The organism is Streptomyces sp. NPDC051320 (assembly GCF_040682175.1).
In the GTDB taxonomy this organism is placed as follows: domain Bacteria; phylum Actinomycetota; class Actinomycetes; order Streptomycetales; family Streptomycetaceae; genus Streptomyces.
The window spans coordinates 340,536-358,701 of sequence record NZ_JBFBAL010000006.1; the positions used below are offsets into that span (position 1 = coordinate 340,536).

Here is an 18,166-nt window from a genome sequence, read left to right on the forward strand (position 1 = left end):
GGTCATGTCAGTTCACGACTCCGGTCATGACGGCGACGGGTACGGCGATGAAGCCCACCGTGAGCACCAGCGCGAGAACGTTGGCGGTGGTCTTGAGCACCCGGTCACGGGTGGGCTTTCCCGCGCCGAGGGTCTGGGCCGCGCTCCAGAAGCCGTGCCTGATGTGCAGGCCGAGTGCGAGCATCGCGACGATGTAGATGACATCGCCGTACCAGGTGTTGAAGGTGGCGACGACGTTCTCGTACGGGTGTCCCGGCTGGGCGTTGCTGTTCACCGTGAGGGTGGTGAGGTCCAGCAGGTGCCAGACGATGAAGAGTGCCAGGATGATGCCACCCCAGCGCATGGTGCGCGTCGCGTAGCCGGCGCGTCCGCGTTTGTGCGTATAGGCGACCGGGCGGGCCCGCACATCCCGGCGGCTGAGCTGGTAGGCACAGACGGCGTGCAGTACCACCGCTGCGACGAGTACCACTCGGATGATCCACAGCGCCCACTCGTAGTGCAGGAACGGCTCGCCGATGGTGCGCAGCCAGTGCGCGTAGTGGTTGAAGTCCCCCGAGCCGAAGAAGATCTTGAGGTTCCCCAGCATATGGACGACCAGGTACAACAGCATGATCAGGCCGCTCACGGCCATGATCGTCTTTTTGCCGACGGTCGAACCCCAGACCGTCCGCGCCATGGACGGCCTTCGCTCCGTCTTCGTTGCCAGTGCCATGGCAAGAGACGTTACGGCGACACCGGACAAGAGGTCCAAGACATGGAACGCCTCATATCCATAGGCATGCACTATCGCCGCGTTATGGTGGCCAGTATGCAGTTCCAGCAGCTCAGCTATTTCGTCGCCGTCGCCGAGACCCGGCACTTCACCCGCGCCGCCGAGGAGGTGCATGTCGCTCAGCCGTCGCTCTCCCAGCAGATCCGGGCGCTGGAGAAAGAGCTCGGCGCGGAGCTGTTCAGCAGGGCGCGGGGGAATATCGCTCTCACCCAGGCCGGCGAAACCCTGCTCCCGCTCGCCCGCCGCATCCTGGCGGACGCGGAGACGGCCCGTCATGAAGTGCAGGAGCTGGCTCAGCTGCGCCGGGGGCGGGTCCGGCTCGGCGCGACGCCGAGTCTCTGCACCGGACTGCTGCCCGACGTGTTGCGCGCCTTCCACGACCAGCACCCCGGTATCCAGCTGCTGATCGAGGAGGGCGGCTCGCACGACCTCGTACGGGAACTGGCGCGCGGCGCACTCGATCTGGCCCTGGTGGCGCTGCCGCTGCCCACCCCCTCCCCCGCACTCACCACGATCGAACTGCTCCGGGAGGATCTTGTGGTGGTGTCGTCGACGGCGGCCGGCGCCCCACGCTCACCGCTGCGGATCACCGATCTCGAAGGGGAGCCGATGGTGATGTTCCGGCACGGGTACGACCTGCGGGATCTCACCCTGTCGGCCTGCCGGGCGGCCGGTTTCGAACCCTATTTCACCGTCGAGGGCGGCGAAATGGACGCGGTACTCGGTTTCGTGCGTGCCGGGCTGGGTGTCGCCGTGGTCCCCAGCATGATCGCCGTGCGGGCCGGGAGCGGACTGCGGGTGACACCGCTGGCCCGCCCGGGACTTCGGCGCACGATCGCGCTGGCGCACCGCAGCGACGTCGCGCCACCGCGTGCGGCGCGCGTTCTGCAGGACGTACTGCTCGCCAGTCACACGGCGTCGGCCAGCGACAGACTGTGAATCCGGTCGGGTGCGCCCGGCCTGGCGTAGTACCAGCCCTGGGCGGTGTCGCAGCCGAGGTCGCGCAGCTGCTCGGCCTGCGTCCCGGTCTCCACCCCCTCCACGGTGACGGCCAGCTGCAGGCTGTGCGCCAGCGCGACGATCCCCTCGACGATCTTGAGATCCACCGGGTCGGCGGGAAGCTGCTGCATCGACTGGGTGAAGGAGCGGTCCAGCTTCAGCACGCTCACCGGCAGCCGGCGCAGATTCGCGAGGTTGGAGTAACCGGTTCCGAAGTCGTCGAGCGCGATGTCCACGCCCATGTCGGCCAACTGCCGCAGCGGCTTCAGGAGATCGTCGTCCGCCCCGATCAGCGCCGATTCGGTCACTTCGAGGCACAGCGCGCCGGGGTCGAGGCCGGTGCGTTCGAGCACGGCGACCGTGTCGGCGACCAGCCCGGGATGGTAGAGCTGAGTGGGCGAGAGGTTCACATTGATCCGCAGCGGACCGCCGTCGTGGTGCGCCGGATGCCGCTGCTGCCAGCCTCTGGCCTGCCGCACGGACTCCTCCAGCACCCAGCGGCCGAGCGGCACGATCAGTCCGGTGTGCTCGGCGAGCGAGATGAACCGGTCGGGTCCGAGCACTCCGTGCTGCGGATGCGACCAGCGCACCAGGGCTTCCGCGCCGTGCACGCTGCCGTCGCCGAGATGCACCAGCGGCTGGTACTCGATGAAGAACTCGCCGCGCTCCAGCGCCGTGGGCAGGGCGGTGGTCAGTCCGTGCCGGGTGATGGCGCGGGCATCCGCCTCGGCATCGGCCAGCTGGTACCGGTTACCGCCGGCGGCTTTGGCCCGGTACATCGTGATGTCGGCACTGCGCAGCACCTCGGCGGGGCTCTGCATACCGGACGGCCCCTCGACGACGCCGATGCTGCCCCGGACGGTCAGCTCCCGCCCGTCGATCCGGATGGGAGTGGCCAGCGCCGACAGGATGCGCGCCGCGAGCTCCTCGACCTCGTGCGCGGTGTCGTCGCCGGTGGTGAGGGCCACGAACTCGTCGCCACCGAGCCGGGCCACCATCTCGCCGGACGCGGTCGCGCAGCTCTGCAACCGGTCGGCCACCTCGACGAGCAGCCGGTCACCGGCAGAGTGGCCGAGTGAGTCATTGATCGCCTTGAAGCCGTCCAGGTCGAGATAGCACAGGCCGAATCGCGTCCCGTTCTTGGCGGCGAGCGCCTTGTCGAGCCGCTCGAAGAACAGGGTCCGGTTGGGCAGGCCGGTCAGCGCGTCGTGCGTCGCCTCGTAGCGCAGCCGCAGATTCAGCAGCCGGCGCTCGGTGGTGTCCTCCATCAGCGCCAGCTGATACTGCGGCCGGCCCTCCGCGTCACGCAGCAGCGACACGGTCAGGTTCGTCCACAGGACCGTGCCGTCATTGCGGTAGTAAGGCTTCTCGATGCGGTAGTGCTCGCGCTCGCCGCGCACCAGCTCCGCATGCAGTCCCCACACCTGAGGAGCGTCCTCGGGGTGCACCCACTCGGTCACTTTGCGGCTGCGTACGTGATGGTCGAGGCCGCCGAACATCTGCAGCAGGGCGTCGTTGACCTCCAGGACATTCCCGTCGAGGTCGGCGATGCCGATACCGATCGCCGCGTCCTCGAACACCGCGCGGAACCGGGTTTCGGTGACGTGCAGCGCAGACTCCGCGGCGCTGCGGGCGGCGAGTGCCGAGCGGGCGATGGCTTCCTGCTCGGCGAGGGTGCGTTCCCGCAGCGCCTTGGAGAAGCCGGCCGCGATGGCGTGCTGCAGACGGGCGCAGCGTGCCCGGATCTCCTCGGGGGTCAACTCGGCCGCTGCCGCGCTGCTGCCGCAGTAGAGCACCAGGTAGGAGTCGACCACACCGAGGGTGTGGCTGAGCGCATCGGGGTCGGTGCAGTGCGCGGCGACCAGATCGGCCCCGACCCGATGCGCGGGGGCCGGGTCGAAGGGCCAGGCGTGCAGGGCGTCGCTCAGTCGGCGGGCCAGCGGCAGCAGGTGCTTCTCGAACTCGGGCCTGGTCAGGGAAGTGGCGGTGGACGGGAAGATGGCCCGGCTCCAGATGGTCGCAAAACGGCCCAGTCTGTCCTCGGGGCTGTCCTGGTCCGCGGTGGATCCCGGCTTCCGCTGCGGCATGTTCACGCCTTGAGCCCCACACCGACGTAGCCGGAAAAGGCGTACGGATCCTCCTGGTCGACCGGTGTGTCGGGCCGCCATTCCGGCATCTTGACCAGGCCCGGCTCCACGAGTTCGTACCCGTCGAAGAACCGGGCGACCTCCTCGCGGGAACGCATGACGAGCGGGTTGCGGATGTTCTTGTAGACGCCGACCGCTCCGCCCGCCTGTTCCTGCGGTACCGGGATGCCCTCGTACGAGGCGTGGGTGACGATCAGCAGGCTGCCGGGCGCCAGGGCGTCCCGCAGCGCCACCACGGCCGCGGACGGGTCGTCGGAGTCCTCGATGAAGTGGAGCACGGCGACCAGCAGCAGCGCCACCGGCCGGTTCAGGTCGAGGAGTTCCCCGACCTCCGGGCTGTCCAGGATGTCCCGGGGCTTTCGCAGATCGGCGGCGACCACAGCGGTCAGGTCGTTGCCTTCCAGCACGGCCTTGCTGTGGGCGACTGCGACCGGGTCGTGGTCCACGTAGACCACGCGGGACTCCGGGGCTACCGCCTGGGCGACCTCGTGGACGTTTCCGAAGGTGGGGATACCGGAACCGATGTCCAGAAACTGCGTGATTCCCCGGTCGGCCGCGAATCGGACCGCGCGGCGCATGAAGGCACGGTTCGCCTGCATCACCTTGGGCAGGCCCGGCATGAACTCCATGGCTTTACGGGCGGCTTCCCTGTCCACCTCGAAATTGTGCGAACCGCCCAAGTAGTAGTCGTAGATCCGCGACACACTCGGCACCGAAAGATCGATGCCCTGCGGGGCCCAGGCAGGACGCTCCATCAATGTCTCCAACGAGTCGGCACGACGGTCCGGCCATGTCCATGGCCAGTGTTCGAGCCGAATCTACTGACCCACCGGCAAGAGAGCGAGCAAAAACGGAAATTGGCGGTCCGTTATTGGTCACACGCCGCTGGCAAGTGCGACCGGCCCGTCCCTGCGTGGGGGTGCGGGGACGGGCCGGAGTGCTGGAAAGGAACACGGAGCAAAGGGGCTGGAGCAAGGGGGCAAGGCGCAGGGTACTGGAGCCGTTACTTTCCCGCACCCACCAGTTTCGCCTCGGGGGTGATCGCGTACCAGGTGCCGCCGACCCCCTGACCGTTGGTGTCACCGGGTTTGATGTCCCCGGAAAACGTGTAGACGGGCCAGCAGTTGATCGACTGCTGCTTCAGCCCGTCGGGGCGGTTGAAGGTGACAAAGCCCTTTTTGATGATGCCGGCCGTCTGGTCCTTCGGCACCGGTGCGACGACCGGCCACTTGGAGAGGCAGGCCCCGGTGCACGCCGACTTCATCGGCCAGGCGGAGTCCTTCGTCAGGCGGTAGACCGTCATTCCCCGCTTGTCCACGATGATGTTGCCGAGCTTCGGGTCCTTCCGCACCGAGAGCCCGGGCATAGAGTCCGCCGATCCCGCTGCCGTGGCGCCCGCTGCGGCGGGTGCCGCCTTCTTGCCGTCGGGCGCCGACGCGTACCAGGTGCCGCCGACACCCTGGCCGTTCGCGTCACCCGCTTCGGTGTCCTTCGCGTACCGGTACATCGGCCAGCCGGCGATCGTGAGCTGCTTGCTGCCGTCGGCCCTGGTGACCTCGCCGAGCAGCGCGGCATCCGTGCCGGGGGCCGAGGTGACACTGCCGGCGGGCACCGCCGGCCAGGCCTTCGCGCAGTCGCCGTCGCAGTTCGACTTCGGCGGGCTCGCGGTGTCCTTGTCGAAGCGGTAGAGCGTGAATCCCGCGCTGTCCGTGACCACCTTCCCCAGCTTCTTGCTGTTCCAGACGGCGAGCTGACCGGCCGGCTTCTGGTCTCCCGAGGCGGAGACCGATCCGTATCCGCCGTCCGTCCCGTATCCGTCGTCGCCCGGCTGAGCTGCCGCCTGTCCGGCGGGCTGCGCGTCGCCCACGGTCTGCCCGTTCGGGGACGATGTGCCCTTGTCCTGACCGCACGCCGTCGTCAGCGCCAGCACTGCCACCGCCGTCACCGCGAGTGAGGCGTTCCGCCAGGTATTCATGTGAACTCCTGCTGTCCGTTGGGGGTGCGGCGCACGTTGTGTGCCGTAGTTGGCCCTAGGTACGGGTGGCAGCCCCCCTGCCGTTCAATGGACCGCGAGATAATTCCGGTACGCCGGCGGTCAGTTCGGCGCCCCAAACACAAAACAGTAGATCTCCCCTCGTTCCGGCGAATCCGGGCCGATGGCGGAGTGGGCACCGGCGGCCTGGATCATGCTCCTCGGCATGGACCGATCGCCGGGAACGCTCATTCCGCTCGCCGCACGGCTGGTGGCCGCGACGGCATTCGTCTGGCTGACGCTGATTCCCGTGCCGGCGGCGGCGAGCAACTGCTCGTACGCCTCCATCTCCCAGTCCGGGCAGGTCGCGTCTGGCACCGTGGTGGCGGTCGGCGGCAGCGGGACCGGCAGTTGTTCGGCGGGGCCGAAGCCGGCACCCAAACCCCCGCCACCTGCACCGCCTCCTCCCCCGCCACCGGCTCCCGTCCCGCCGCCGGTGTACCACCCGGCGCCTGCCCCGCCGCCTGTTCCGCCACATCCGCTGCCTCCGCCGCCCAAACCGTCGGTGCGGCCGAAGCCGGCGCCGAAGCCGGTGGCGCTCCCGGACTACCGGGCACCGGTCCACAAGAAGCCGTCGAACGGGCCGTCCATCGTCACCCTCACGCTGCTGATCACGGCTCCCGCGGTCTTCGCCGTGGCCGTGCTCCGTCCACGCTCCTCCCGCTGACCGTCGGAGACACCCTTGTCGGAATGGCTTGTTCTCACGATCGCCATGGCGGCCGCCTGTGCCGTCGTCCTGACCATCGCTTTCCTCAACAACCGGCGCGTCGGCGATGACGACGACCCCTCGGAGACTCCGGACGTCATCGAGTACATGACGATGATGATCGGCGTGATCTATGCGATCGTGCTGGGCCTCGCCATCGCGGGCGTCTGGGAGGGCCGCAGCGCCGCGCAGGAATCCGTGCGCCAGGAGGCCCAGGCCCTGCACGAGGTGGATGCCCGCTCCGCGGTCTATCCGGCCGCCGTCCGAGGACGCATCCGCACCGATGTCGGTACGTACGTCAGCTACGTGCTGGACACCGAGTGGAAGCACATGAGCGAACACGGCGAGCTCGCGCCGCAAGGCGGCCGGCTCCTCGAACAGGTGCGCAGGGACGTCACCGACTACAAGCCGCGGAACGACCACGAGGGGCAGGCCTATCAGCCCCTGGTGGACCAGGTGGCGGCGGCCGACGACGCCCGGAGTTCCCGTGGACAGAGCGCGGGGGCGACCATGCCGGGGGTGGTCTGGTTCGGCCTGATCATCGGTGCGCTGATCACGGTCGGACTGATCTTCACGCTGCAGATCCGGCGCTCCGCCAAGGAGTTGCTGCTGGCCGGGCTCTTCAGTGCGCTGATCGCGTTCCTGCTGTTTCTGATCTGGGATTTCGACGCACCCTTCGGCCGCGGCATCTCGGCCACCGCAGCACCGTTCCTCGATCTCTTCCCGCACGTCATGAAATAGGCGGCCGAACGCAGAAGCGATAACCTCCTCGCGTGACAGATCAGCAGCCTCACCAGTTCGAACGCGGTACCGACGGTCCCAAAGTGATCGTTGCCGGCATAGACGGTTCTGATTCGTCGCTGCGTGCCGCCGCGTATGCCGGGGGGCTCGCGAGACGGCAGAACGCGCTTCTCGCGATCGTGTACGTGCAGCCCGTGCTGTCGACGGGGGCCTCGCTCGGGGCCCCCGTTTCCGACACGACCGGCGAGATCGCCGAAGAACTGGTGGCCGAACTCCGGGCGGCGACGGAGCGGGTGAAGGGGATATTCGCTGTGCGCTGGGAGTTCCACACCTTCCGTGGAGATCCCTACAACGGTCTGGTCACCGCTGCCGACGAGCTCAAGGCGGACGCGGTGGTGGTCGGCGCTTCGGAGTCGGCCGGACACCGGATCATCGGGTCGGTGGCCGTCCGGCTCGTCCGGGCCGGCCGGTGGCCGGTCACCGTCGTCCCCTAGCTCCTCCTGTCCGGCGACGCACGCACGGACCAATCCTGCGCTTCTGGCCACGCGCCGGCTCCGGCACCGGTTCAATGCACTCTGGAGTGCCTGGGCGATCCCGGGCAGCACCTGGCCGAGGTACGAAAGAGGCGAAACGGGATGCGTCCCGAGAGCACCAACGGGACCGGCGACGGCGAACTGCTGGTACCGATGGCATGGATGTACGCCGAGTACATCGCCGATGAACTGCTGCGCACCGGTCAGCTGATGCCGCCGACCACGATCGAGTACCGGGCAGGGCGGGACGCCCTGGCGCTGACCGTCTTCCTTTCGGACGGTGCCACCGGCGATGTCCGAACGGTGGCACGGCTCGACGAGTGGCTGTCGCTCACGGCTTACGACTCCGGCTGGCGGGAGTGGGTCTGCGGACGGCTCGACCGGCTTGCGGCGACAGCCTCCGGCGGCCCTGATCTTCCGCTGGCCGCAGCGGCCTGGCACTGGCTCGAGGGCACCGAACTGCTGGCAGCGGACCTCGACGCGGTCGAGCCGGGCGGTGCGGCTCCCGACACGGCGGAGGGTGACTGGCCCCAGGTGTGGACCCCGGCCTGGCAGTTGGGGCTGCCGCTGGGCCACCTGGCGATCCACCTGTTCTAGCGCACCGGGCCGAACGCGCACCGCTGCGGTCATGGACGTCGAGTCGGCATGTGCCCGACGCGCGGGCGGGGGTGAGTGATTCGGCGGTGTGCCGCGTACCTGAGGGTGACCTGAAAGGACGGCTGCATGAGGTCACTGGAACTCCACCGCGCTGTCGGCGCGTATGCCATCGGGGTCCTCGGCCCGGCGGATGCCTTCCGCTTCGAGGAACACCTGACGGGCTGTCCCCGGTGTGCGGTGTTGCTGGAGGAATTCGGCAGCGTGGAGGCCTTACTGGCGGATTACGCACGACAACTGCCACCGGGCGTGGAAGCCGGCGTCCCGGCGAGCGAGGCGCTGCTGCACCGGCTGCTCGACGGGGTGCGGGCCCGTCGGCGCGCAGGACGCAAACGGCGGCTGGCCCTGGTGGCGGCGGCCGTGGTATTGGCCGGCGGCGGCACTTTCTCGGTCGCCCGGTCGGCCGGGGACGGGCCGGGGGCCGGGGTGCGGTGGGCCGCCACCGACCGCACCACCGGGGTGTCGGCGGCGGTGGCCGTGCAGTCGGCCGACTGGGGAACGGATGTCGACGTCGACGTGCGGGACGCTCCGCACGACGAGGTCTGCAGCCTGGTCGCGGTGGGCCGGGACGGCGAGGTGCAGACGGTGGCGACCTGGACGGCGGGCAGGCGGGGACCGCTGCACGCGAAGGGTGCGACCGCGCTCCCGCCGGACGCGATCGACCACTTCGAGGTGCGCACGTCGGGTGGCAAGCGGCTGCTGTCGGTGGGGCCTCAGATCCCGTAGACCCGTGCGGCGGTGGTCTCGAAGACCTGCCGGCGCTCGTCGGGGCTCAGCTTCGCGGTGAGCCGGTGCGCCGTGTCGACCACCTCGGCGTACGACGCGTCGAGGGTGCACACCGGCCAGTCGGAGCCGAACATCAGGCGTTCCGGGCCGAATGCCTCGAGGACCGTGTCGGTGTAGGGGCGCAGTCCTTCCGTCGTCCAGTCCTGGCCTGCTTCGGTGACCATCCCGGAGAGCTTGCACACGGTGTTGGGCCGGGCGGCCAGGGCACGTAGGTCCGCGGCCCACGGTTCCCGGGTGCCGGAGGCGATGGGCGGCTTGCCGAGATGGTCGAGTACGAAGGTGAGTTCCGGCAGTTGTGCCGCGGCCGCAGCGGCGACCGGCAGCTGGTGGGGCAGCACGACAAGATCGTAGGCGAGCCCCGCGGCTGCGACGGCGGCCAGTCCGCGTCGCACCTCCGGGCGCAGGAGCCAGGCGACGTCCGGTTCGCCCTGCACCTGGTGGCGGATACCGACGAGCTTGTCGCCGCCCGGGAGTTCGCGCAGAGCGGCAAGCGTGTCGCCGACGCCGGGGACGGTCAGGTCGGTCCAGCCCACGACCCCGGCGACCGGTTCACCGGCCGCAGCCAGTGCCAGGAGTTCGGGGGTCTCCCCGGCGACGGTGACGGTCTGCACGACCACCGTGGCGTGCACGCCCGCGGCGCGGGCCGCCGGGAGAAGGTCGTCGAGGCCGAAATTCCTGCGCAGTGGCGCGTGTTCCGGGCCGGTGAGCCAGTCCTGGTCCCGGACGGAGAGGTCCCATACATGGTGGTGGGCGTCGATGGTTCTCATCGGGTCACTGCCCCCGACTGCTGGACCCCGGAGAGTTCGTCCCAGAGCGCGTCCGGCAGTGGCAGACGCAGCAGGTCGGCCGCGTCGTTCACCTCGGCGGCGGATCTGGCACCGGTCAGCACGCTCGCGACGGCGGGATGCCGGGACGGAAAGCGCAGGGCGGCGGCCCGCAGAGGCACACCGTGCCGCTCGCAGACCGCCTTCATCCGCAGGGCGCGGTCCAGCACCGCCGGGGATGCGGCGCTGTAGTCGTACATGGCTCCCGGCCTGGGATCGGCGAGCAGACCGGAGTTGAAGACACCGCCCGCCACCACGCTCCTCCCGCGAGCGGCAGCCTCGGGCAACAGGCCGCAGAAAGCGGACCGGTCGAGCAGGGTGCAGCGTCCGGCACACAGCACCAGGTCCACATCGGTGTCGCGGAGGAAACGGGTGAGCATCCGGGTCTGGTTCATCCCGGCGCCGATGGCGCCCACCACACCCTCGGAGCGGAGACTCTCCAGCGCCGGATAGGCATGGCGGAGGGCGTCCTCGCCGTGGTCGTCGGGGTCGTGCAGATAGACGATGTCGATGCGGTCCAGCCCGAGGCGGGCCAGACTGTCGTCGATACTGCGTCGCACGCCGTCCGCACTGAAGTCCCAGACTCTGTGGTGCGAGGCCGGTACGGCGAAACCGTTTCCGAGGTCGTCACCCTCGCCGGGCCCGGGCTCGAGCAGTCGTCCGACCTTGGTCGAGACGACGTACTCCGCTCGGGGTCTGCCACGCAGTGCCGAGCCCAAGCGATATTCCGAGAGACCGAGTCCGTAGTGCGGCGCCGTGTCGAAGTACCTGATGCCCGCGTCCCAGGCCGCGTCCACGGTGGCCTGGGCTTCCGCCGGGTCGACAGGTGTGTACAGATTCCCGATACCGGCCGCCCCGAAGGCGAGTTCCGTGACATCGACCGAACTGCTTCCGATCTTGGTACGCCGCATAGTTCGAATATTCATCGGATCACTGGGGGCGTCAACACCTCTGCGGCTATCTCTCGTTCGTTGCCTCGAGCAGTTCGGCCAGCTCCACGGGGAACAATTCCGCGAGCCGCTCCGCATCCGGCATCGCCCTGCCGTCCGCCACCACCCCGACATGCACCTGCCCGCCGTAGGCGGAAAGCGCCACCGCGAGGCTCTGACCGTGGGCCAGTGGCGCCATCGGATAGATCTCGCGCAGCGGGCTGCCACCGAGCGACAGCGTCGAGCGCGGCAGCGGCACGCTGGTCACCAGGACGTCGAAGAGCATCCGCGCCGCGTTACCCGCCAGTTGGGCGCCGAACCGGTGGGCCAGCGGGGGCAGCCGGTCAGCCAGTACGGCCACCGCACCGGCCCCGCGCAGCGGTCCGGCCGCCTTGTTGCGGTCCATGGCGCAGCGCACCGCACCGAGCCGCCGCCAGGGGTCCGGCTCGGCGACCGGCAGCCCCAGCAGATACGCCGAGAGGGTGTTGCCGGAACCCTGGGGTGCGCCCGGGCGACGCCGGGACACCGGCACCAGCGCACGCGGGTCCGCCGAGGGCAGTTGCTCACCGCGCTCCACCATCCATCGCCGCAGTCCGCCGGCGACCACGGCGAGCAGCACGTCATTGGCGGTGCCGCCTGCCCGTCTGCGGATGCTCAGGACGGTCTTCTGATCCAGTACGGCAGTGGCCAGCTGCCGGGTGCCGCTGGAATGCGCGGCCAGCACCGAGCCGCCCCACAGATCGAGCCGGCTGGCCCGCACCACCGACGCTCCGATCCCCATGGCCTGGCCGAACTCCTCGATACGCTCCCGCGCGAACCCGGCGACCTGATGGGGACCGGGGAGCCAGGAACGCGGCGGCACGCTGCGTACCCGTCTGTCGCCTGCCGTGCGGTCGTCGGCGATCTGGTCGAAGATCCCGGCACCGATCGCGACGGCCCGCATTCCGTCCGCCAGCGCGTGGTGCAGCTTGACCAGCACCGCGAAACGGTCGGCGCCGGCAGCCGACAGTACGTACATCTCCCAGGGCGGCCGGCCCCGCCGCAGCGGACGCTCCATCAGTTCCCCGGCGAGCCGGTTGACCTCGGTCGCGAAGTCCCCACCGGGCAGGCCGACCAGTCGAACATGACGGCGCACATCGAACTGCCTGTCCTCGGACCAGGCGGCGCCGCCGAGCGGGAGCCAGACACCCCGTACGCACATCCGCAGGCGGGGGATCGCGGCGGCGCGGGCCGCCAGAAGATCCAGAGTCTGCTCGTCGGAGGCGTCCGGCGCGGCTTCGAAGACCGCGAGAGCACCCAGGTGCATGGGGTGTCCGGCCGATTCGAGGTGCCAGAAGGCGAGATCAAGCGGGGCCAGTAGCTCGGAACTCAACAGATCCTCGATGTCGTCGGTGGGCGGATGCCGACCCCCGGCAAACTTCCGGGTTCAGCAGTCAAGCGGCAAGGGTCGGTTACGGTCAAGTACGACCCTGATACTTACCGTTACCATTCGGTATCCATCACATTGCCACTCATTCCGCGATCGCGAACTCGCACTGTTGCCACCGGGTACTTCGGCCGCGTACGCCTGCGGCACGACCCTCAACGGGCCCATCGTGGCTGCGGCGTGGGCGTCACGCCCCCGCAGGTCACCGATGACGGCGCCCCGGGGCCCTCGGCGACGGGCAGGGTGCGGTCCGCCTCGACCAGCCGGATCGGGATGGAAACCTGCCTGGATCCGCCCAGGCGAACATACGTCCGGCGTCCGGCGGCATCGGTGAGGATGCCGCCGGACGCCGGGAGTGCGTACGGCAACCGTTCAGTCGATTCCCTGCAGGATGTGCGGCTCGGCGAGGTCGTCCTCGTAACCGGCCAGCCTGATGGGGGCCGACCTGGCCCAGACGTCCAGGCAGAGCAGCTTCTCGGGCCCGCCGGCCCGATTGCTGCGTTCTGCTGGACGCTGTTCGCGCTTTGTCATGGTCTCTGATGTCACCGCGCACTCCTCTGTGTCGCGTAACCGCATGGACAAGGGCAGTTCGGACGCGGTGGCGCCGGTTTCCTGGCGGGACCGCGGCCTCGGTGCGTGCCTGTCCCAGAACGGGCCGGGGAGTCTGGTAGGGCCCCATCGGAAGTCCGTCATCCACCAGAGTAACCAAATGAGCGGGGTTCCGCTCGATAGGGACCGAACCCGTTGGCCAAGTTTTCTTTGCCTGCCGTTCAGGTGCATGCCGCTTCGGCCATGATCGGCCCAGATCCGGAGTACGGCATCCGGGGAGCAGCCGCCCGGGTGCCGCCGTCCCGATCGGCTGCGCCGGAGTACGTCCGCCCTACCAGTTGGCGGGGGCGTAGTCCTTGAGGAAGACGCTGTGCAGGTCCTCGCCCGACTCTCCGCGCACGATCGGGTCGTACACCCGGGCGGCGCCGTCGACCAGGTCGAGCGGGGCATGGAAGCCTTCGTCCGCGAGCCGCATCTTGTCGGGGTGCGGGCGTTCGTCCGTGATCCACCCGGTGTCCACCGCGGTCATCAGAATGCCGTCGGTCTCGAACATCTCCTGGCCGCTGGTGCGGGTGAGCATGTTCAACGCGGCCTTCGCCATATTGGTGTGCGGGTGTCCCGCGCCCTTGTATCCGCGGCTGAAAACGCCCTCCATCGCCGAGACGTTCACCACATACTTCCGCTTGGCCTCGGCCGCGGCCATGGCCGGGCGCAGCCGGCTGATGAGAATGAAGGGCGCGGTGGAGTTGCAGAGCTGGACCTCGAGCAGTTCGACGGCGTCCACCTCCTCGACCGTCTGGATCCAGCTGTTGGTGTCGTGCAGATCCGGTACCAGGCCGCCTGCGTCGATCGCCGTGCCGGCCTCGATCCTGGCCGGCGAGGCCGATCCGGTGACCAGCGCCAGCTCGGCGACGTCCTGGGCGCTCAGTCCGCCGGGGCGCGCACTGGGCAGGGTCAGTTGGGCGCCGCTGCCGAACGCTCCGATGACCTCCGATGAGGGCAACTCGCCGGCGGGCAGCGGCGCCGCTTCGGCGGCGATCAGTTCGCTGTACGCCTGGGGAGAACGCCGCACCGTCTGCGCGGCATTGTTGATCAGAATGTCCAGCGGCCCGGCGGCGGCAACCGAGTCGGCCAGTGCGACGACCTGGGCGGGGTCCCGCAGGTCGATGCCGACGATCTTGAGCCTGTGCATCCAGTCCGCGCTGTCCGGCATCGCCTTGAAGCGCCGCACCGCGTCCTTGGGGAAACGGGTGGTGATGGTGGTGTGCGCACCGTCGCGCAGCAGCCGCAGGGCGATGTACATCCCGATCTTCGCCCGGCCGCCGGTGAGCAGCGCCCGCTTGCCGCTCAGGTCGGTCCTGGCATCGCGGCGGGAGCGGTTCTCCGCGGCGCAGTTCCGGCAGAGCTGGTGGTAGAAGACATCGACCTCGACGTACCGGGCCTTGCAGATGTAGCAGGACCGGGGGCGCTGGAGTATCCCGGCGATCTCCCCGCCGGCCGTGGAGGAGGGCAGCACACCCTGGGTCTCGTCGTCGATGCGGTCCGCGGAGCCGGTTGCGGTGGCCTCGGTGACCGCCTTGTCATGGGCTGTCTTGGCGGCCCGGCGCTCCTGCCGGCGGCGTTGCTTCACGGTCCGGTAGACCCCGGCGGTGGCGCGGCGCACGGCGACGGCGTCCGGATGGTCGACGTCGATCTTGTCCAGCTCGTCGAGCACGCTGAGGCAGAGAGCCAGCCGCTCCGGATCGATGCCGGGGCCGAACGCCTGGCTGTCCTCTGTCACGGTCATTGCGCTTCCTCTGTCGTAGTCCCGGTCGCAAGCGGCAGTCGGAAGCGCAGAAGCGCTGGTCAGACGCGCATCGGGGCCCAGTCGGCCATCGACCAACTCACGAAGGTATACGCAGTCCGGCCGAATGCCAAAATCCGCCCACTGTCTCCCGGATGACGCCTGAGGGCAATTTCTGTGTCACACATTCGGCGGCCCTTCGCCGTTTCGTCGGAAGAGACAGCCGTTTTCGTGAGTATTGTCCCGCTTGCGCCAATGGATTTCATGGCGCGACAGGTATGTGCGTCACGAACAGGAGCCTTCCTTGCCCACGACCGCCACACCCCGCACTCCCTTCCGCAAGACCCTCACGGTGGGGGCCGGTGCTCTGGCCACTGCCGCGACCATCGCCGCCACGCTGCTCGCCGCCGCCCCGGCCCAGGCCGCGCCCACCCAGCCGTACGGCACCGTCACGGCGCGGACCGGCCTGAACATGCGCCAGTTCCCCAGCACGGACTCCTCCACCCGCGGCGTTCTCGCGTACCACCAGCAGGTCGGTCTGCAGTGCAAGGTCCGGGCCCAGTACATCGACGGCAACACCGTCTGGTACCGCCTCCGCACCAGCCACAACTGGATCTCCGCGCGCTACGTGGCCAACACCGGCTACGTGCCGTACTGCAAGGACGTGCTGAAGAGTGACTTCGCGCCCGACCTGGCCGCGCAGCACGCCATGGGCTGATACGCCCCGGCACAAAACCGCCCGCCCCGGTCTCCGGAGGCGGGCGGTTCGCATGTGTGGGTCAGCCGATGGCCGGCGGAGCAGCTGAGGCGCCGGTGCCCCAGTCGGAGGGCCTGGAGCCGACCGTGAAGGTCAGGTCACGGCCGGAGCGGATCTCGTCGGTCGTGAGGTACGTCTTCGGGTGTGCCTTCCCGTTCACGGCGGCCGACTGGATGTACCGGTCGGTGTCCGAGGCGCCCGGTGCGCTCACCGTGAGGTGACCGTGCGGGTAGTAGCGCCGGTCCAGGGTGAGGTCGACCCGCTGGAAGGCGGGCGTCGAGAGGCCCCAGGTGTCGGTGCCCGGCTGCACCGGGAAGATCCCGATGGAGGACAGCACGTTCCAGGCGGACATGGTGCCCAGGTCGTCGTTGCCCGTCATACCGGTCGGGGTGTCCGTGAAGAGCGTCAGCGCGGCATGCACCACGTCGGTCGTCTTCCACGGCTGGCCGGTGGAGAGATAGGTGTAGGGCGCGATCAGGTCGGGCTCGTTCTGCGGGTTGTACTTGTCCGCGTTGTAGTAGTCGTACGGGCCGTTGACCCACACCTCACGGGCGGTCTTCGCCGGGTCGGCGAGCAGCTGGTCGTAGGCGAAGAAGGAGTCGAGGCGCTGGTTGGCCGCTTCCTCGCCGCCGATCAGGCCCACCATGCCGGGGATGTCCTGCGGGACCATCCACTGGTACTGCCAGGACGTGCCCTCGTGGAAGCCCTCACTCTGCGCCGGGTCGGCCGGGCCGGTGAAAGCACCGTTCTCGTCGCGGGCACGGAAGAAACCGGTCGACGGGTCGAAGATGTTCCGGTAGCTCTGGGCGCGGGCCGCGTAGCGCTTGGCGTCCGCCCGGTGGCCGAGCTCGCCGGCCATCTGGCCGAGCATGGCGTCCGAGAGGGCGTATTCCAGCGTGGCAGAAGCACCGTGGTCGAAGTCCGAGTCACCGGGCTTGGCGTGCGGGCGGTTCTTGATGTACGGGGCGAAACCGTCCTTGATGTACTGGACGTTGGCCTCGCGGCCCACCGCGGCGGAGTCCGCGGGCGGGGTCCCGTCGGCGTTCTTCTTGAGTGCCTGGTACGCCTGCTCCTCGTACCCCTTGAGCAGCCCCTGCTGATAGGCGTTGGTGAGGAAGGGGGTGACCGGGTCGCCGGTCATGATGTTCGTCTCGACCGTGCCGTAGCCCCACTTGGGCAGCCAGCCGCTCTGCTCGTCGATCTTCAGGACGGAGATCGCCATGTTCCTCTCCTCACGCGGTGCGAGGAGAGAGAGGAGCTGGGTCTGGGTGCGGTAGGTGTCCCAGAGTGACCAGTTCTGGTAGTAGTCGAACCCCTTGGCGCGGTGGATTTTCTGGTCCCAGCCGGTGTACCGGCCGTCCACGTCACTGCCGATGTTCGGCGCGAGGAAGGACCGGTAGAGCGACGAGTAGAAGGTCCGACGCTGGGTGTCAGTGCCGCCCTGAGCCCGGACCTCGTCCAGCCGGTCCTCCCAACTCGACTGTGCGGCGCGGTGGGCGCGGTCGAAGCTCTTGCCGCCCTCGGCGTGCAGGTTCCGGTCGGCGCCCGTGGCGTCGACATAGCTGATGGCCGTGGTGGCCTCGACCGTGCGGTCCTTGGTGGTGTCGAATCGGACCCACGCGCCGTTGCCCGCCGTACCGGTGGACGTCTTCGAGCCCTCGGTGACCGTGCCGTCCTTCCAGGTGCCCGATGTGGTGAAGGGACGGTCGAAGTGCGTGACGGTGTAGACGGTGTACGGCTTGGTGTCCTGGCAGAATCCGCGGCCGGTGATGGCGGTGCGGATCGTGCGGGAGTCGAGGACCTGGACGGTGGTGGACACCGTGCTGTGCAGCGACTGCCCCGCGTTCAACAGGACGTTGGCCTTGTCCGTGGCGGGAAAGGTGTAGCGCTGGACGCCGGTGCGCTTGGTGGCGGTGAGTTCGGCGGTGATGCCCGAGTCCAGGCCGACCTTGTAGTAGCCGGGGCTCGCCGTCTCGTCGTCGTGGCTGAACTTCGCCGCGTACTTCGCATAATCGGTCTCGGTGATGTCACCGGTGGTGGGCAGAATGGGCAGATCGCCGCCGAGACCGCAGCCCACACCGGAGATGTGCACGCTGGAGAAGCCGCGGATCTGGTTCTGGGCGTGGTCGTACCCGGTGTTGTGACCGGTGTCCGGGGAGAGCTGGACCATACCGAAGGGGACGGCGGCACCCGGGTACGTGTTGCCCTCGTTCTCCGTTCCGATGAACGGGTTGACCAGGTCGGTCAGTTGCTCGCCGTGGTGCGCTGCGTCGGCCTGGGCCGTCGGCGCGGCAAGGACTCCGCCGAGCAGCGTGACGGCCGCGACGGCCGTCCCTGCTCCGCGCAGCCGTTGGGTCCAGTGCATGGGTGTGAACCTCCAGAAGCTCATCGGCACCGCTGTCGGCCCAGGCCCCCGGCCCCCTCCCGACAACGTTGTCAAACGCGATCATTGTTGGTTCCTGTCGGGCTCGCGTCAAGACCTCCGACCGGAAAGCCTGACCGGAGCCGACAGGAAACACCGCCGGGAG

Annotated in this window: 18 protein-coding genes; 7 read left to right on the forward strand and 11 right to left on the reverse strand. The window is 69.1% G+C overall.

The features are described 5' to 3' along the window. Positions 1-7: 7 nt before the first annotated feature. The gene (locus AB0M87_RS16370; RefSeq protein ID WP_365853262.1) at positions 8-712 is read right to left on the reverse strand and encodes a succinate dehydrogenase; all 705 of its coding nucleotides are present in this window, start codon (positions 710-712) and stop codon (positions 8-10) included. A 96-nt stretch (positions 713-808) separates the two neighbouring features. On the opposite strand from AB0M87_RS16370, the gene AB0M87_RS16375 reads away from it, so the two are divergent. Further along, a complete protein-coding gene (locus AB0M87_RS16375; RefSeq protein ID WP_365853443.1) occupies positions 809-1,711 on the forward strand; it encodes a LysR family transcriptional regulator in 903 nt (300 codons plus the stop codon). Here AB0M87_RS16375 and AB0M87_RS16380 read toward each other — a convergent pair. The 4 genes from AB0M87_RS16380 to AB0M87_RS16395 form a co-directional block, all read right to left on the reverse strand. Then, positions 1,681-3,864, reverse strand: a complete 2,184-nt coding sequence (locus AB0M87_RS16380; protein WP_365853264.1) for an EAL domain-containing protein — start codon at positions 3,862-3,864, stop codon at positions 1,681-1,683. The genes AB0M87_RS16375 and AB0M87_RS16380 overlap by 31 nt on opposite strands. After that, positions 3,861-4,673, reverse strand: coding sequence for an SAM-dependent methyltransferase (locus AB0M87_RS16385; RefSeq protein WP_365853266.1), 813 nt, complete (start codon positions 4,671-4,673; stop codon positions 3,861-3,863). The genes AB0M87_RS16380 and AB0M87_RS16385 overlap by 4 nt, the downstream gene beginning before the upstream one ends. A 248-nt stretch (positions 4,674-4,921) precedes the next feature. Beyond that, a complete protein-coding gene (locus AB0M87_RS16390) occupies positions 4,922-5,893 on the reverse strand; it encodes an SCO0930 family lipoprotein (protein WP_365853268.1) in 972 nt (323 codons plus the stop codon). A gap of 120 nt (positions 5,894-6,013) precedes the next feature. After that, positions 6,014-6,331, reverse strand: coding sequence for a hypothetical protein (locus AB0M87_RS16395; protein ID WP_365853270.1), 318 nt, complete (start codon positions 6,329-6,331; stop codon positions 6,014-6,016). A gap of 124 nt (positions 6,332-6,455) precedes the next feature. On the opposite strand from AB0M87_RS16395, the gene AB0M87_RS16400 reads away from it, so the two are divergent. From AB0M87_RS16400 to AB0M87_RS16420, 5 genes are all read left to right on the forward strand, one after another. Beyond that, complete coding sequence (locus tag AB0M87_RS16400) at positions 6,456-6,617, forward strand: hypothetical protein (protein WP_365853272.1); 162 nt, start codon at positions 6,456-6,458, stop codon at positions 6,615-6,617. A gap of 15 nt (positions 6,618-6,632) precedes the next feature. Further along, positions 6,633-7,397 carry a hypothetical protein gene (locus AB0M87_RS16405; RefSeq protein WP_365853274.1) on the forward strand — a complete coding sequence of 255 codons (765 nt, stop codon included), beginning with the start codon at positions 6,633-6,635 and terminating at the stop codon, positions 7,395-7,397. Between the two features lie 32 nt (positions 7,398-7,429). After that, positions 7,430-7,891 (forward strand): universal stress protein, encoded by a 462-nt coding sequence (locus AB0M87_RS16410; RefSeq protein WP_365853276.1) that lies wholly within the window; start codon positions 7,430-7,432, stop codon positions 7,889-7,891. Positions 7,892-8,032: 141 nt separating this feature from the next. Continuing rightward, on the forward strand, positions 8,033-8,527 hold the full coding sequence (locus tag AB0M87_RS16415; protein ID WP_365853278.1) for a hypothetical protein: 495 nt from the start codon (positions 8,033-8,035) through the stop codon (positions 8,525-8,527). A gap of 126 nt (positions 8,528-8,653) precedes the next feature. After that, positions 8,654-9,310 (forward strand): zf-HC2 domain-containing protein, encoded by a 657-nt coding sequence (locus AB0M87_RS16420; protein WP_365853280.1) that lies wholly within the window; start codon positions 8,654-8,656, stop codon positions 9,308-9,310. On the opposite strand, the gene AB0M87_RS16425 is transcribed toward AB0M87_RS16420, so the two are convergent. From AB0M87_RS16425 to AB0M87_RS16445, 5 genes are all read right to left on the reverse strand, one after another. Then, positions 9,298-10,137, reverse strand: a complete 840-nt coding sequence (locus AB0M87_RS16425; protein ID WP_365853282.1) for an amidohydrolase family protein — start codon at positions 10,135-10,137, stop codon at positions 9,298-9,300. The two genes, AB0M87_RS16420 and AB0M87_RS16425, sit on opposite strands and share 13 nt — an antisense overlap. Continuing rightward, positions 10,134-11,105: an aldo/keto reductase gene (locus AB0M87_RS16430; RefSeq protein ID WP_365853284.1), complete on the reverse strand. Its 972-nt coding sequence runs from the start codon at positions 11,103-11,105 to the stop codon at positions 10,134-10,136. The genes AB0M87_RS16425 and AB0M87_RS16430 overlap by 4 nt, the downstream gene beginning before the upstream one ends. A 46-nt stretch (positions 11,106-11,151) precedes the next feature. Beyond that, entirely contained in the window at positions 11,152-12,495 is a 1,344-nt protein-coding gene (locus AB0M87_RS16435) for a wax ester/triacylglycerol synthase family O-acyltransferase (protein ID WP_365853286.1), read from the reverse strand. A gap of 426 nt (positions 12,496-12,921) precedes the next feature. Then, on the reverse strand, positions 12,922-13,095 hold the full coding sequence (locus AB0M87_RS16440; RefSeq protein ID WP_365853288.1) for a hypothetical protein: 174 nt from the start codon (positions 13,093-13,095) through the stop codon (positions 12,922-12,924). Positions 13,096-13,429: 334 nt separating this feature from the next. Further along, entirely contained in the window at positions 13,430-14,884 is a 1,455-nt protein-coding gene (locus tag AB0M87_RS16445) for an SDR family NAD(P)-dependent oxidoreductase (RefSeq protein WP_365853290.1), read from the reverse strand. Positions 14,885-15,185: 301 nt separating this feature from the next. Between AB0M87_RS16445 and AB0M87_RS16450 the strand changes: the two genes are divergently transcribed. After that, positions 15,186-15,599: an SH3 domain-containing protein gene (locus tag AB0M87_RS16450; protein ID WP_365853292.1), complete on the forward strand. Its 414-nt coding sequence runs from the start codon at positions 15,186-15,188 to the stop codon at positions 15,597-15,599. Between the two features lie 61 nt (positions 15,600-15,660). Here the strand turns inward: AB0M87_RS16450 and AB0M87_RS16455 are convergent, their stop codons facing one another. Next, positions 15,661-18,003: a GH92 family glycosyl hydrolase gene (locus tag AB0M87_RS16455; protein WP_365853294.1), complete on the reverse strand. Its 2,343-nt coding sequence runs from the start codon at positions 18,001-18,003 to the stop codon at positions 15,661-15,663. Between the last annotated feature and the right edge of the window lie 163 nt (positions 18,004-18,166).

Coding starts and splice junctions, on each gene's coding strand:
- AB0M87_RS16370 (WP_365853262.1), bottom strand. CDS start 712: ATGGCACTGGCAACGAAGACGGAGCGAAGGCCGTCCATGGCGCGGACG.
- AB0M87_RS16375 (WP_365853443.1), top strand. CDS start 809: ATGCAGTTCCAGCAGCTCAGCTATTTCGTCGCCGTCGCCGAGACCCGG.
- AB0M87_RS16385 (WP_365853266.1), bottom strand. CDS start 4,673: ATGGAGCGTCCTGCCTGGGCCCCGCAGGGCATCGATCTTTCGGTGCCG.
- AB0M87_RS16390 (WP_365853268.1), bottom strand. CDS start 5,893: ATGAATACCTGGCGGAACGCCTCACTCGCGGTGACGGCGGTGGCAGTG.
- AB0M87_RS16415 (WP_365853278.1), top strand. CDS start 8,033: ATGCGTCCCGAGAGCACCAACGGGACCGGCGACGGCGAACTGCTGGTA.
- AB0M87_RS16420 (WP_365853280.1), top strand. CDS start 8,654: ATGAGGTCACTGGAACTCCACCGCGCTGTCGGCGCGTATGCCATCGGG.
- AB0M87_RS16425 (WP_365853282.1), bottom strand. CDS start 10,137: ATGAGAACCATCGACGCCCACCACCATGTATGGGACCTCTCCGTCCGG.
- AB0M87_RS16430 (WP_365853284.1), bottom strand. CDS start 11,105: ATGCGGCGTACCAAGATCGGAAGCAGTTCGGTCGATGTCACGGAACTC.
- AB0M87_RS16445 (WP_365853290.1), bottom strand. CDS start 14,884: ATGACCGTGACAGAGGACAGCCAGGCGTTCGGCCCCGGCATCGATCCG.
- AB0M87_RS16455 (WP_365853294.1), bottom strand. CDS start 18,003: ATGCACTGGACCCAACGGCTGCGCGGAGCAGGGACGGCCGTCGCGGCC.